Source organism: Coraliomargarita parva, from assembly GCF_027257905.1.
GTDB lineage: Bacteria > Verrucomicrobiota > Verrucomicrobiia > Opitutales > Coraliomargaritaceae > Coraliomargarita_A > Coraliomargarita_A parva.
The window spans coordinates 90,588-105,051 of sequence record NZ_JAPZEI010000004.1 but is presented as its reverse complement, the minus strand read 5'-3'; the positions used below and the strand labels follow the sequence as shown (position 1 = coordinate 105,051).

At 57.3% G+C, this 14,464-nt stretch carries 13 protein-coding genes; 4 read left to right on the top strand and 9 right to left on the bottom strand.

Going from position 1 to position 14,464, the window contains the following annotated elements; translation table 11 throughout:
- Nucleotides 1–363 precede the first annotated feature (363 nt).
- From lpdA to O2597_RS06935, 3 genes are all read right to left on the bottom strand, one after another.
- Entirely contained in the window at nt 364–1,767 is a 1,404-nt protein-coding gene (lpdA, locus tag O2597_RS06945; protein WP_269523560.1) for a dihydrolipoyl dehydrogenase, read from the bottom strand.
- 108 nt (nt 1,768–1,875) lie between these two features.
- Nucleotides 1,876–3,117, bottom strand: coding sequence for a 2-oxoglutarate dehydrogenase complex dihydrolipoyllysine-residue succinyltransferase (gene odhB, locus O2597_RS06940; RefSeq protein WP_269523559.1), 1,242 nt, complete (start codon nt 3,115–3,117; stop codon nt 1,876–1,878).
- 98 nt (nt 3,118–3,215) lie between these two features.
- Nucleotides 3,216–5,954 (bottom strand): 2-oxoglutarate dehydrogenase E1 component, encoded by a 2,739-nt coding sequence (locus O2597_RS06935; RefSeq protein ID WP_269523558.1) that lies wholly within the window; start codon nt 5,952–5,954, stop codon nt 3,216–3,218.
- A 162-nt stretch (nt 5,955–6,116) separates the two neighbouring features.
- Between O2597_RS06935 and O2597_RS06930 the strand changes: the two genes are divergently transcribed.
- Complete coding sequence (locus O2597_RS06930) at nt 6,117–6,329, top strand: hypothetical protein (RefSeq protein WP_269523557.1); 213 nt, start codon at nt 6,117–6,119, stop codon at nt 6,327–6,329.
- Nucleotides 6,326–6,724, top strand: a complete 399-nt coding sequence (locus tag O2597_RS06925) for a translation initiation factor (protein ID WP_269523556.1) — start codon at nt 6,326–6,328, stop codon at nt 6,722–6,724. Before O2597_RS06930 ends, O2597_RS06925 begins: the two co-directional genes overlap by 4 nt.
- Nucleotides 6,725–7,192: 468 nt before the next feature.
- Here O2597_RS06925 and O2597_RS06920 read toward each other — a convergent pair whose 3' ends face one another.
- From O2597_RS06920 to O2597_RS06910, 3 genes are all read right to left on the bottom strand, one after another.
- A complete protein-coding gene (locus O2597_RS06920) occupies nt 7,193–7,681 on the bottom strand; it encodes an anti-sigma factor family protein (protein WP_269523554.1) in 489 nt (162 codons plus the stop codon).
- Between the two features lie 79 nt (nt 7,682–7,760).
- A complete protein-coding gene (locus tag O2597_RS06915) occupies nt 7,761–8,264 on the bottom strand; it encodes a hypothetical protein (protein WP_269523553.1) in 504 nt (167 codons plus the stop codon).
- Between the two features lie 88 nt (nt 8,265–8,352).
- Nucleotides 8,353–8,742 carry a hypothetical protein gene (locus O2597_RS06910; RefSeq protein ID WP_269523551.1) on the bottom strand — a complete coding sequence of 130 codons (390 nt, stop codon included), beginning with the start codon at nt 8,740–8,742 and terminating at the stop codon, nt 8,353–8,355.
- A gap of 352 nt (nt 8,743–9,094) precedes the next feature.
- On the opposite strand from O2597_RS06910, the gene O2597_RS06905 reads away from it, so the two are divergent.
- Nucleotides 9,095–9,445 carry a YceH family protein gene (locus O2597_RS06905; RefSeq protein WP_269523550.1) on the top strand — a complete coding sequence of 117 codons (351 nt, stop codon included), beginning with the start codon at nt 9,095–9,097 and terminating at the stop codon, nt 9,443–9,445.
- A gap of 9 nt (nt 9,446–9,454) precedes the next feature.
- Here O2597_RS06905 and O2597_RS06900 read toward each other — a convergent pair whose 3' ends face one another.
- Nucleotides 9,455–9,946, bottom strand: a complete 492-nt coding sequence (locus tag O2597_RS06900; protein WP_269523548.1) for a hypothetical protein — start codon at nt 9,944–9,946, stop codon at nt 9,455–9,457.
- A gap of 100 nt (nt 9,947–10,046) precedes the next feature.
- Here O2597_RS06900 and O2597_RS06895 point away from each other — a divergent pair, with 100 nt between their 5' ends.
- Nucleotides 10,047–10,706, top strand: coding sequence for a type II secretion system protein (locus O2597_RS06895; RefSeq protein ID WP_269523547.1), 660 nt, complete (start codon nt 10,047–10,049; stop codon nt 10,704–10,706).
- A gap of 22 nt (nt 10,707–10,728) precedes the next feature.
- On the opposite strand, the gene O2597_RS06890 is transcribed toward O2597_RS06895, so the two are convergent.
- Nucleotides 10,729–12,702, bottom strand: a complete 1,974-nt coding sequence (locus O2597_RS06890; protein ID WP_269523546.1) for a polysaccharide deacetylase family protein — start codon at nt 12,700–12,702, stop codon at nt 10,729–10,731.
- 153 nt (nt 12,703–12,855) lie between these two features.
- Nucleotides 12,856–14,379, bottom strand: coding sequence for a sulfatase family protein (locus tag O2597_RS06885; RefSeq protein WP_269523897.1), 1,524 nt, complete (start codon nt 14,377–14,379; stop codon nt 12,856–12,858).
- Nucleotides 14,380–14,464 lie beyond the last annotated feature (85 nt).

Below are 14,464 nucleotides of genomic sequence, written 5' to 3'. Positions count from 1 at the left end.
AATTTACGTAAATTAACGGTTCAAAACCTCACGTTGTAAGTATCCCCAAGAAATCAACGGTGTTGTCAGAATTATGGTCCGGTCTTTCGCTTAGCGAAATCCGGTCTTGTCGTCGCATCCGCTCCTCGGAATTGTCAAAAATCATTCTGTTTACCACCAGCGTTGTATGGCCCTTTGTGCCTTCGTGCCTTTGTGTGAGTCTCCTGATGGCACTAGCGCCGTGTTGAGATTTTGGATACAGAAAAGCCGCAGCTTTCGCTGCGGCTTTGGAAATGGTTTCGATTATAGAGTGCTGGCAACGAATGCCTGCTGAACTCTCCGGCTGGTCGAAATCGCTGTCGCGCTTTCGCTACAGAGATTGGGTTAGACGCTGTGGATCGCGTTCTTGTCGACCGCGAGGGCGGCTTCTTTCATGGCTTCGCTTAGGGTCGGGTGGGCGTGGACGGTGCGGCCTAGGTCTTCGGCGCTGCCGCCGTACTCGATATGGGTGACCGCGGCGGCGATGAGCTCGGAAGCGTTCTTGCCGATGATCTGCACACCGAGGAGCTTGTCGGTTTCCTTGTCGGCGATGACCTTGACAAAGCCGTCGGTCGCGTCGGAGGCGATGGCCCGTCCGTTGGCGATGAAGTTGAACTTGCCGGTCTTGACCGCGATGCCCTTGTCCTTGGCGATGGTCTCGGTGATGCCGACACCGGCGATTTCCGGCTCGGTGTAGATCACGTTCGGAATGGCGTCGTAGTTGACGTGTCCGGCCTGGCCGACGATGCGCTCGACGCAGGCGACGCCTTCCTCTTCGGCCTTGTGCGCGAGCATGGGGCCGGGGATGACGTCACCGATGGCGTAGATGCCGGGGACGGCAGTCTTGAAATGTGCGTCGACTTCGATCTGGCCCTTCTGGTTCGGCGTGATGCCGACCTTGTCGAGGCCGAGGCCTTCGGTGAAAGGCTTGCGTCCGACGGCGACGAGTATCTTGTCGGCTTCGATCTCGATCGGATCTTCGCCCTTTTCGGCAGTGAGGAAGGTCTTGCCCTTTTCCTTTTTCACACCGGTGACCTTGGTGCCGAGGTAGAACTCGAGGCCCTGCTTCTTGAAGAGGCGCTCGGCCATCTTGGAAACATCCTTGTCGTAGTTCGGTGCGACGGCCGGAAGGAACTCGACCACGGTGACCTTGGAGCCGAGGCGGGCCCAGACGGAGCCGAGCTCGAGGCCGATGGCACCGGCGCCCACGACGGCGAGTTTTTCCGGCACCTTGTCGAAGGCGATGGCTTCGGTGCTGCCGACGACGGTTTCGCCGTCAAACTTGAGAAAGGGCAGCTCGATGACCGAAGAACCGGTGGCGATGATGATGTGCTTGGCTTCGAGGAGCTCGTCCTGTTCGCCGCTGACCCGGACCTTGCCTTCGCCTTCAAGCTGGCCGCTGCCGGCGAAGACCTTCACCTTGTTGGCCTTCATCAGGGCCTGGACGCCGCCACAGAGCTGGCTCACGGTCTTGTCCTTCTTGGCCATCATTTTTTCGACGCTGAAGGAGAGATTGGTCAGGTCGATGCCGTTCTCGGCCGCGCCGTGTCCGGCGAAGTGATACATCTCGGTCGAGTGGAGCAGTGCCTTGCTCGGGATGCAGCCGACGTTCAGGCAGGTGCCGCCGAGGGTCTTGCTCTTTTCGATGAGAGCGGTCTTGAGCCCGAGCTGCGCGCCGCGGATGGCCGCGACATAGCCGCCGGGCCCGGAGCCGATGACGATGAGATCGAAGGTGTTTTCTGGAGACATTTTTAAAATCAGTTATTCGGTTTTCAGTTTACCGGTTTTCAGTTTAAATGTGTTGTAACCGATAACTGGTAAACTGGTCACTGGTGAACTGCTCGTTTGTTGTGCGGCTTAGATGCCGAACAACAAACGGGCCGGATCTTCGATGGCTTCCTTGACTTTGACCAGGAAGGTAACCGCTTCCTTGCCGTCGATGAGACGGTGGTCGTAGCTGAGGGCGAGATACATCATCGGGCGGGCCACCACTTCACCGTTCACCACCATGGCGCGCTGCTGGATATTGTGCAGGCCGAGGATGGCGGGTTGCGGGTAGTTGATGATGGGCGTGCTGAGCATGGAGCCGTAGATGCCGCCGTTGGAGATGGTGAAGACACCGCCTTCGAGGTCGCTCATCTGGATCTTGCCGTCGCGGGCCGCCTTGGCGTAGGCGGCGATGTCCTGTTCGATCTCGGCGAAATTCTTCTGGTCGCAGTCACGGATGACCGGGACCATGAGTCCCTTGTCCGTGCCGACGGCCACGCCGACGTCGTAGTAGTGCTGGGTGACGATCTCGTTGCCCTCGATGCGGGCATTGACTTCCGGCACGGCCTGCAGGGCGTGGGTCACGGCCTTGGTAAAGAAGGACATGAAGCCCAGCTTGATCCCGTAGCGCGCGACGAAGGCGTCCTGGTGCTGCTTGCGCAGTTTCATGACCGCGCTCATGTCGACCTCGTTGAAAGTGGTGAGCAGGGCGGCTTCCTGGGTCGCGGCGACGAGGCGCTCGGCGATCTTGCGGCGCAGCGGGCTCATCTTCTTGCGGGTCTCGCGCTCACCGGCGGCGCGCGGAGCCGGTGCTGCCGGAGCCGGGGCGGGTGCAGCAGGCTTTGCTGCGGGGGCCGGTGCCTTGGCGGCTTCGAGAATGTCACCCTTGGTCACACGACCATCCTTGCCGGAACCATCGACCGCGTTGACGTCGACGCCGGTTTCTTCGGCGGCCTTGCGGGCGGCCGGGGAAAGTGTGGCCGCGGGATCGACCTTGGCTGTGGCGGGTTCCGGAGCCGTCGCGGCGGGCGCTTCTGCGGCCGGGGCTTCAGCCGGCGCGCTTTCCGTTTTCGCTGCGGCCGGTGCGCCGCCGCTGGCGGACTCGTCGATCGTGGCCACAACCTGGCCGATATCGACTTCCTCGTCCGCCTGGACGAGGATCTGGATCACGCCGGATACTTCCGCGTTCGCCTCGGAGGTGATCTTATCCGTCTCAAGCTCGTAGATCGCCTGATCTTTTTCGACGTAGTCGCCGTCTTTGACGTGCCAGGCAGCGAGGATACCGCTGCTGATGGATTCACCCATCGCGGGAACTTTTACTTCAGTAGCCATAAATTCTAAGAATTGGAAATGTTGTTCGGGATGCGGGATGCGGGATGCGGGATGCGGGATGCGGGATACGGGATGCGGGATACGGGATGCGGGATTGCTTACTCGACGCCGAAGGCGCGCTTGATGAGCTTGGCCTGTTCGTGCTTGTGGCGGGCGAGGGCACCGGTGGCCGGGCTGGCGGAGTCCTTGCGGCCGGCGTAGCGCGGCATCTTGCCGAGATTCTCCATCAGGCGCGGGGCCATGAAGGTCCAGCCGCCCATGTTCTTCGGTTCTTCCTGGCACCAGACGATCTCGGCATCCTTCGGGAACTTGTCCACGATGCGCTTCATCAGGTCGTGGTTCATCGGGTAGAACTGCTCGATGCGGACGATGGCGGCGTCCTTGACCTTGTTCTCTTCGCGGTAGGCCTTGAGGTCGTAGTACACCTTGCCGGAGCAGAAGATGATGCGCTTGACCGACTTTTTCGTCACCGTTGTGTCGTCGAGGATGGACCAGAATTCATTGTCGGTGAACTCCTCGATCTTGGAGACGCAGTCCTTGTGGCGGAGCAGGCTCTTCGGCGACATGATGATGAGCGGCTTCTTGAACTCGCGCTTCATCTGGCGTCGCAGCACGTGGAAGAGCTGGGCCGGGGTGGTCAGGTTACAGACCTGGATATTGTTTTCCGCGCAGGCCTGGAGGAAGCGTTCGAGGCGTGCCGAGGAATGCTCGGGGCCCTGGCCTTCGTAGCCGTGCGGCAGGAGCATGACGAGGCCGCTGAGGCGTCCCCACTTGGACTCGCTGCTGGTGATGAACTGGTCGATGATGACTTGGGCGCCGTTGACGAAGTCGCCGAACTGGGCCTCCCAGATGCAGAGCATTTGCGGGTAGTCGAGCGAGTAGCCGTAGTCGAAGCCGAGGACGGCCGCTTCGGAAAGCAGGGAGTTGTGCACGCAGAACTGGGCCTGCTCGTCGCTCAGGTTGAGCAGCGGTGAGTGACGCTCGCGGGTCTCAATGTCGTAGATGACCGCGTGGCGGTGGCTGAAGGTGCCGCGCTTGGAGTCCTGGCCGCTGATCCGGACGGGGGTGCCTTCCATCAGCAGGCTGCCGAAGGCGAGGGCCTCGCCGGTGCCCCAGTCCAGCCCGCTGTCTTCCTCGAAGGCCTTGAGCCGGGCGTCGAACTGACGCTTGATCTTGCGGTTCACGTTGAAGCCTTCCGGATATTCGGTGTAGGTCTTCGAGATGTGGTGTAGGGTTTCCTTGGATACGCGGGTATCGAAGCCCCTGAAATTGTAGGGCGGCTGCTTGATCGCGGTGGACTCCTCGAAAATGTCCGGTGACTCGTTTTCCTGGTCCTTGGCCTTGGCGGTCTCGAAGGCCTTTTCCAGCCGTGCGAGGTAGTCGTCCTTGATGGACTGGATCTCCTCCTGGGTGAACTCGCCGCTGGCGACGAGGCGTTCGGCAAAGGATTCGCCGACCGGCTTCATGCTGGAGATGGTCTTGTACAGGACCGGTTGGGTGAAGGCCGGCTCGTCGGACTCGTTGTGGCCGTGCTTACGCCAGCAGTACATGTCGATGACGACGTCGCTGCCGAAGGTCTGGCGGTAGTCGAAGGCTACCTCCATGGCCGCGATCACGGCCTGCGGGTCGTTGCCGTTGACATGGAAAATGGGCGCCTCGACGATCTTGGCGACGTCGGTGCAGTAGCGGCTGGAGCGGGCGTCGTCCGGGCTGGTGGTGAACCCGATCTGGTTGTTGATCACGATGTGGATCGTGCCGCCGGTGCGGTAGCCCTTGAGCTGGGAGAAATTGAAGACTTCGGCCACGATGCCCTGGCCGGCGATGGCGGCGTCTCCGTGGATCAGGATCGGCAGCACACGCTTGCGCTCGCTGTCCTCGATGATGCGCTGGCGGGCGCGGGCCTTGCCCTCGACGACCGGGTTGACCGCTTCGAGGTGGCTCGGGTTGGCGGCGAGGCGGATCTCGACCTCATGCCCGTCGACGGTCTTGCGCTTGGTCTCGTAGCCGAGGTGGTACTTCACGTCGCCGTCGCCGTAGATGGAGTCGGGCACGTAGTTCTCGGAGAATTCACGCAGGATATAGTCGAAGGACTTGCCGAGGAAATTGGCCAGCACGTTGAGGCGGCCGCGGTGGGCCATGCCCATGACGAGCTCGTCGACATCGTTCTTCTTGCAACGCTGCAGGATGCTGTCGAGCGCCGCGATGAGGGTCTCGCCGCCCTCGAGGGAGAAGCGCTTCTGGCCGACGTAACGGGTCTGCAGGAAGTTTTCGAAATGTTCGGCTTCGAGGATGTTTTGCACGATGCGCTTCTTCTCCTCCTTGCTGAAGCGGGGGATGAAGCACTCCGGCTCGATGCGTGCCTGGATCCAGCGGCGGCGGGGGGTCTCCTGGATGTGGAGGTACTCCGAACCGATGGTGTGGCAGTAGGTCTTTTCCATCCGGTCGATCAGCTCGCGGACGGTCATCTTGGTGCCGCCGAGGTAGTTGCCGGTGTCGAAAGCCTTGTCCATGTCTGCCTCGCTGAAGCCGAGGCGGTCCATCGTGAGCCGCGGGTTTACCGGCGGTTCCTTGATCAGCGGGTTGAACTTGGCGACGGTGTGGCCGATCGAGCGGTAGGCATAGATCAGGCCGATAAAGCGTGATTGTTTGGTGGTCTCGTCACTGGCGACCGGGGCGCCGCCGTTGGACGACGGGGTGTCCGGGCTGAGGGCCAGTTCAAAGCCTTCGAAGAAGGCGCGCCATTCGGGGTCCAGATTCTCGGGCTGGGAGATCCAGGTTTGGTAGTTCTGGTCGATCAAGTCCGCGTTCCAGCGACTCGCAATACTGAGGTGCTTCATGAGTTGTTTTTGGTCTACTCGATAAAGTAAAACACTACTATGCAGATGCTATTAGGTGTTCAAATCTTTAAGCAAAGATAATGATGATATTTGAAATGCTAATACTGGCAAAGGAGCTAAGGGCTTGCCTGAATGGCCGCGGCTCGCTTCAAAAGGGTGCTAATGAATAGGGAACAACTCAAAGCCGATTTGCAATTCATCGCGCAAGTTTCACCGCTGCCGGCGGGCGAAAGCATGATAAGCGTGCTGCAGCGACTGGACGCGGTCGCGGCGGAGCCGGGCATTCCCGAACGTTTGGAACACTACTTGAGCAAGCGCAGCTACCTGAAGGCGCTGGCCTGGTTGGATAACCCCGAACTGCCCCACGAAGTATGAGCCGGAAGCAAGACAAGAAGATCTCGACGGACGGCGGTTCTGAACTGGGAAGCAATCCCTTCGGCGGGCTCGATCTGGGCGGCTTGCCCAGTGGACCGGCGCAAAGCGAAGCGCAGCCATCGAAGCCGGCGGCGAAGGCGCCGCGCAAGCTGGGCCGGGTGGAAGTGCGTCGTGAAAAAGCGGGCCGCGGGGGCAAGACGGTCACGACGCTGAGCGCTTTTGCCACACACCTGCCGCTGGGGCAACTGGACGCGCTCTGTTTCGATTTGAAGAAGTCCTGCGCCTGCGGGGGCACCTTGAAGGGCCGCGTGATCGAGTTGCAGGGGGATGTCGTGCAACGGGTTCTGCCGCAACTGGAGGCCAAGGGCTACCAGCCTGTCCGGGCCGGCGGCTGAGGCTTTACAAGGGCGTGTGTGGAACCACGAATTCACACGAATGGGCACGAATGGCTGGCAGCGACGTGGACTTGTGAGGGGCTTACAGCGCTGCTTTGGGTGAACCGTTAATCCGTCTTCGTGCGACTACGCCGGGACAAGTGGACGTTAATGAACGTGAATGACCTACAAGGGCGAGTGTGGAACCACGAATTCACACGGATGTGCACGAATGGCTGGCAGCGACGTGGATTTGTGAGGGGCTTACAACGCTGTTTTTTTTTTTGAACCGTTAATTCACATTAATGAACGTGAATGACTGACAACGGCGAGTGTGGAACCACGAATTCACACGAATGGGCACGAATGGCTGGCAGCGTCGTGCGGGAACAGAATCATTCTGCCTAAATTTGCGGTGTTGTAGGAATCATCCTGTCCGTAATCATTCTGTTCTCACAACGCCACTGCCTTTTATCCCGGATCCCGCTCTCAAATCGCGGGGAGCTCGTCTTCGATTTCTTCGACCCAGACGACGGTCCAGCCGGACTCGTCGTCGACATAGACGATGGGGGCATAGGCGTGCTCCATGCTGGTATCGATGATCTCGATTTCGCCCGCGTAGCCGTTGGCTTGAGCGGTCTGGGGGATCGGGGCATGCTTGGAGAAGGCTAGCCAGGTTATGAGGCCGACGGCGAATGCGGCGGCGAGGCCGCCTGCGGCCATGAGCGGAAAGGGAATGAGCACTTTACGGGGATGCCCGTCGTCTTCCAGGCGTTGGGCCACCGCGTCCCATTCAGGGTCGAGCTCGGGGGCGGCCGATTCGGAGCCCTCGAGGAGCGTGCGCATCTGCTTGAGCAGCTCGAGGTAGGCACGGGCGGAGGGATCCTCTTCCAGGAGTGCTTCCACCGCCGCGACTTCGTCTTCGGGCAGCTGGCCGTCGTGGTAGGCGGCGATACGCATCTCTTGTTCCGTGTTCATGTCGTACAGTATGGTGGTAAAGGGACGGGTCGTCGAGACCCGTCCCTGATTATTTTCAACGCGGTGCTGGGTGGATCAACTAGTGGCGACCGTCGTAGGCATACTGTTCATGCCTGTCGTGACGATCCGAACCGTGGGAGACCCACACGCGCTTTTTCTCATATTCGTAGTAGCCGGGTTCCCAGCGCTTGATGCGGTTGCCGCAGCGGTCGCGCTCGTAGGTCCAGCATCCGGGGATCCAGACTTTGACCGTGACGACCTTGTAGTAGCCGCTGGGGCCGTATTCCGGGCAGCGGCGGTCGCAGTCGTGTTTCTTATGGCCGTGCCTGAAATATTTGTCGCGTCCCTTGTTGCAGCTCTTTTCGTGGTAACCATGTCCGCCGCAACAACTGTTGGTTTCGATGATGACGACCTCGTGGCTGCGGTGATGGTCCTTGTGATGATCGAAGACCTTGGTGGCGATGATGCCGCCGATGAAGCCGCCGATCGCGGCGACGGCCTCGTCGTCTCCGGCAGAGGCGCGGCCGGTGCCCAATGCGAGGCAGAGGGCGGGCAGGAGGATTAGTTTCTTGCTATGTTTCATGGCTGATGTGGGTGGATTTCAGTGGGTTGAACGTCGGCCACGCGCCGTTTATTCAATTTATTTTGGATTTATTTCCGGGGAGCGGGAATTAGTGCCGGCAGCTCGCGTAACGATTCCAGTGCTTCCAGTCCGGATACTGCTTGTGGGGGTGCTTCTTCGGCTTGTACTTGCCGTAGGCGTGCTTGCCGTGCTTGTGCTGCGGCTGCTTGTAGGCGTGCTTGTCGGGCGCATGCCGGTACTTGCCGTGGGCTTCCAGGGCGCAGCAGTCGCGCTTGCTGTGCGGGTCGTGACGGACTACCACATATTTGCGGTCTCGTCCCTGGTCGTGGTCATCGCGGTGCTTGACCGTGACGTTGTGGTCCCCCCGGCTGTGGCCGCGTTGGAAGTCGAAAGCCTTGTAGCTTTGGGCGGAGGCGAAACCCGCGCCAAGGACGAGGCAAAGGGCGGGGAGGAGTATGTGTTTCTTGGTTTGTATCATGGTATCTATGGGTTGGTTTTCGTCCGTTGAACGACCGCCCCCGGAGGTTTATTCGAATTTTCTGAATTTTTTTTCGGGGGTGGGGACCCCTCCGTCTGCGGCAAGCGCAGACACCTCCCCTGCTACCTGCAGAGGAGGAGCTATTTTATTTGAGTTGGGGACTGATTGGTTATTAGAGGCGTCTGCCTCTCTCAGTCTTACTCGTACTCCTACTCTTAATCTTACTCTGTTCGCTGGCTTTGGGGATTAAGATTAAGAGTAGGAGTAAGAGTAGGAAGGGGGGGGGCAGGCCGGTCATTTGGGTATTCCCGGATTGAATCGACGCGGCGGGCGCGCTTAGATGGTGCTTCCGATGAAACCGTCTTACCGCATCTTCGCACTGTGTCTCATGCCGCTTGCCCTGTGGGCCAACCCGGAGGTGACGCTTGTACTGGATGCGGGATCCGCCGACGCTGGGACGGCCGCGTCACGTAGCGCACCGGCCAACCTGGACAGTCTGACGCAGGCCCTGGATGAAGCGGTGAAAAAGGAAATCGAGGTCGGGGACGCGGAATATGTGACTCCGGTGGACCCCGGTTCGGCCTTTAATCCGGTCCCCGGCGAAGGGGATTTGGAGGCTCGAGTCAAAGCGCTGGAAGCGGAGAACGCCCGTCTGAAGGCGCGCTTGGATGCGCTTGAGCAGCGGGTCTTCCCGGTCGACTGAGTCGGGAAGCTACCAGCTGACGACCACTTCCTGGGCGAGCTCGGTACTGGTGGCTTCCACCGGTTCGAGGCGTGCGCCGATCATGTTGTAGGCCGCATGGCTGCCTTTGGGGAAGGGGATGCCCTTGGCCGGATTGAGCATGCGCCCTTCGACGACCACCTGGAGGTCGACACTGGAGTACCCGGGGGCGCTCACGCGTGCGGTATAGGTGCCGGAGGGTAGGTTTTCGGGCTCAATCGGCACGAGATTTCGGCCGATCCGGAGCGGTTCGAAGGCATACACGGTGCGTCCGTAGGTGTCGATAAACTCGATGCGTGCGCCGGGGCCGGACTTGTCGTAGCGGGCAAAGGAAAGGGTGAATTCGTCGGCGTAGCGGATGCCGACATGGAGCACGCCGGGGCTTTTCGCGGTCGCCCTGGGGCCGAGATAAATGAAGAGCGCGCCCACGATACCGGTCAGCAAAAGGAGGGCCAGCGCGACGTATTTGCCTTTGAGTTCCACGAATCGAAGTTCTTCTCATTTTGCTCTATTTTGTAATCATTGTCCAGTCGAAGATGATTCCTCTTGACTGTATCCATCTGTCTGTATTGATAATAATACAATGAGACCCCAATGTCGTATTTCTGGTTGCTCTGGCTTTACCCTAATCGAGTTACTGGCAGTATTTGCCGTTCTGGCAATTGTTGCAGCGATGATGTTTGGAGTTGTCGATAAGGTGCGTCAGAAGGCTTATACCAGTCGCTGTGTTTCAAATCTACGCCAGCTAGTTGCGGCGGGGAAGTTGTATTCCAATGACAATGGAGGTAGTTATCCGCCTTTATCTGTAGGGGATGGCGCTACGAAGAAGACCGGGCTTACCCTTTTGCGTTCCTATGTGGAGCAGGGGGCGAGCGGCCTTGATAACAGTCAGGCCTTTGAAGACATTATGATCTGTCCGCAGGCATGGCTGAATGAATCGGACAAGGTCATCCCGGATGTTGTCACGACGTATGGGCTGAATAATCAGCTATCGCGTGCGATTTTTAGTGAGCACTTGAATCGACCTGTTCGCATTGGTAATCCCTCTTCATTGATTTGGATGGGGGATGGTCGCTATAGTGAAAAGGGATTTTGGGCGCGTGATATCAACTATACGACAATTGATTTGGGTGCTCTGGTGCATCCGGAGGGCCATGCCGGCAATTATGCCTTCTTTGACGGGCATGTAGAGACTTTGAGTCGTGATGAGCTGCTGAACGAATCTCTGTGGTGGCCGCAGTAGCCTAGGGCATTCTAAGTGTAGTTTAAATTGATTCGTGTGGGAGTTGCTTTGTGAGGAGGTAATCCACAGGCTCTTCATGAACCGTTAACTTCAGGTATGTTGGCATGACTTTATGATATGCCCCTCTGATGTTTTTCTCAAAAAACAAAATCAATCGATGGCTTCCGGCGCTAATGTCAGCTGTCATTCCATCTTTGAGTGGAGTATCATGGCCGTCGATTCCGATACTGGCCAGTGTTAGGCCTGATTTGATTTTCAACGGGCCGGATTGCAGTAGTGAAATGTCACAAACAACTACTACGAACGCTGATTTACCTTCGTAGCTTCTAGCTGCTTTGCGCCATTCGAGATCCTGGTTGTAGACAACGAAGCGATTCGTCGCAAAGTCGGCCCGGATGTCGTCGTTGACGGTTCTCCACTGATCCAGTGGAGAATTTGTAAGAGGTGAGAGGGGGGCATCTGGTATCGAGAAAGGTAGAAGTTTCTGAATGGTCTCAATGTTGTGTGGTAGTGGACCAATGGCAACGCTGGCGTCGCGCACATCTTCGCTGAGGCGGATGACGGGGGCCCCTAGATACGTTGCGTAAATTCGGCCCGGTTGATTTCTGTAGAGAAAGTCCACTTCGGCGGCAGCAAAAATTGCGCCGTCGCGGTAGATTGGATTGTCCTGCACCGGGCCCTGTTCGAAGCGAAGGTTTTGTTTTTCTCCTTTCTGTAGCTTCGGAACCTCGATCAAGCGGACTCCGTCCTGGTAGTATGCTGGTAATCGTAGGATCACCTGTATGTTGCGGATGGTTTCGTCGCTATTGTTAATGAGTGACAATGACCAGCCAGAGTCGGTAGTGAGCTCCAGTAGAAAGTTCAGGCCGGGAAAATCACTGTCGGGAGTCGGGTGTTTTTCTCCCGGACCATTTTGTAGCCATGTAATTTTTTCAGGGGCGCACTGTTTGGGCGAATATGGCAAATTAACCAGCCAATTTCCGTCGTTTGGCTGTATCTTGAGCTCTTTGCCGTCTAGTATTACCTTCTGGGGTTTGGGGCCGGTCAAGCGTAGCGTCAGTGAAATGTCATTGCCCGCGTAACTTGCTCGTGGGCGAACGATATGATAGGTCCCCTGAGTTTTAGTATCGGGAGTCAATGTGGTGTGCTTGGATTGAAAGCGATATGAGGCTACTTCAGTTTCGTTGGCGTTCCAGAAATCGTCCCGCTTTGTGTAGTTGGCGATGAGCGCTTCGAACTTCTCCATCTCTTCAGTTGATTGGCGAGCGTGGGCTCCCAGGCTGATAACAGCGTCTTGCTGTTGGTATTTTTGTGGATTGTCCAATATGCGACTGATCTGCTTTTCGAAGTTTTGCGCATCTATCTTGAAGTCACCCGGCTTTACTTGATGCCCGGAAGATGCGTAGCCGGCAGGCATGAAAGGGTTGTTGTAAACGAAGTTGTGATAGACGTTATGGTGATAGCCACTACGTAGCCAAGCGTCTGTGACGCGCTCCATGGCCTCCGGTTCTTCCGGGGCTGCATAATGGCCGAATGGAAAGGCAAACGAGGTGATTGGTGTATCAATTTCAGCCTCCCGTTCGATGCGGTTGAGCAATATTTCGCGAAAAAGAGCATTGGGATTTAATGTGGGCAGGGAGTAGTGCTCCGACGTATGGCCGCCAATGCTGCAACCCTCTTGAGTTAAGGCCAGGGCGTATTCGGTTCCTGCTCCGGATTCCGCCTCGGATCGATTCAGGTAAAACGTTCCACGCATGCCGATTCTGGCCATGGCATCGCGCATCTCCGGATTGATTTTGTGGTTATCGTCCCAACGCGCGGTAAAGGCCCACGCTTTGTCATTGTGGATGGGGGCAATCTCCACTTCGACTGCATCGCCAACGATCACCAGTTCTTGTTCGCACATGGGAATGACGGGTGCATCAACGGCTTGGAGATCAGTGATGGACAACGTCAGCAGGAGGATGGCGTGAATTGGAATGAGCTTCTTTTTCATGGGGAAGTGTGTATGTCTCAGAGTTTTTATTGTTAGATGAGATGGCCTTGGTCTTGCGCAGAGGAGAGGCGTAAAATTTCTCAGTAGCTTTCTGTCGACTGCCGTCAGTTGGTGGTTTGTTTGACGCTACTTTGATTCCGCGATGGGCTGTCGCTAAACTTTCGGTTTCCAACTGGGTTGCCCTTGAAATCCATCCTGAAACGAGACTGGAACCCAGTCGGTGTATTGTTTTTGGAGCTCGCGGCCTAGATTGGTATCCAGCGGGTCTTCGGTCAGTGCATTCCATTCGAGTAGTCTTAATTTTAGTTTCTGCTTGATCGATGCGTATGGATGAAGCTTGGCCAGGTTGCAGTGCTCATTTGGGTCTGACTGGTGGTTGTAGAGTTCTTCTTCGCCGGTGGCATACCAAACGTAGCGCCAATCCCGGGTCCGAATGGATTTGCAGAAATCGCCGGGGATGTTGAAGGGAGTTTTGCCGTTCTTTTCGTGGTCCTTTTCGAACGATGGGAAATCCGAATAGCCGCAACGGAGGTAGGGAGGGCTGATTTCAGCGTAAACCGCCTCCTTGTGATTTTTTGTGGTTCCTTTGAGGACGGACGCAAACGACACTCCCTGGATTCCGAAGGGAATTTTAACGCCGAGTAGGTCGAGGATTGTCGGAAGTATGTCCACTTCTTCGACCAGGCAGTCTTCCGGGCGTGTCTGCGGCACGATTTGATTGTGTTGTGAGAAGATGCATGGCACATGCAAAAGGCTGTCGGCTAAAATAAGGTCTTTCTTGGCGAGTCCGTGCTCGAAGTTGAAATCACCATGATCGGAGGTGAAGACAATCAAGGTATTCTCTCTTAGTTGGAGGCTTTCGAGCGTGTCGAGGACTCGGCCTATCTGGGTGTCGATCCAGCTGATCATGGCACGGTAGGTGGCGATATAGCGTTTCTTGTCCTGTGTGCTTGCCTCGCTTGCTTTTTGGGCTGCCTTCTTGATCAGCCAGCGTCTCGCTTTACTTGATAGGCCGATGTCGCCTTCGTCTGGATAGAGTTCGATCTCATCAAGCGGATACTTAACCGCGTCCGCGGCTCGTGCAATGTGGGGAACATGGGGATCTTCAAAGGATACGCACAAAGCAAATGGTTGGGCCGAGCCCGCCTGAGAGTTGAGGAAGTCGATGGCACTTTCGGCCGTCTGGTAGCTTCGGGTGCTTGTGTCTGCTTGGGTGTGAGTGAAGCCTGCGCGCCAGGCGGCGTCGCTTTGGCCTTCTTTCAGTCCGTGTTGCTGCAGGTGCTCGTTGTATGCTCTATCGAGCACCTGCTCGTCTGGTGAGCTTAGCTCATGGCTGCCGGCGAGGCTGAAGCAGTCGAAGTTTTGTTTTTCCGCTTCATCCAGCAGGTGGTTCTTGCCGACATATCCCAGCTTATACTTTGCCTGTTTCAGGATGCGGAAGAGGTGGAACTCTCGACCCGCCTCCAAGAGAGTATAGTTTTCGCGGACCTTATGGCTGTGCGGGTAGCGTCCTGTGAATAAAGTGCAGCGACTGGGCACACAGACGGGGCTATTTGTGAAATAGCCGTGAAGGTTCGTTCCGGAGCCTGCCAGTGCGTCAAGCACTGGCGTATGCATGGAGGGATTTCCGTTTGCGACCAAAGTGTCAAAGCGCTGCTGGTCGGTTATTAAAAACAGCAGATTCGGTTGCCGGGTGAGGGGGGGGCGTTTGTGTTGTTACTGCTTGTCTCATCATGTTTAAATATCTTCCCAATGCGTTTTG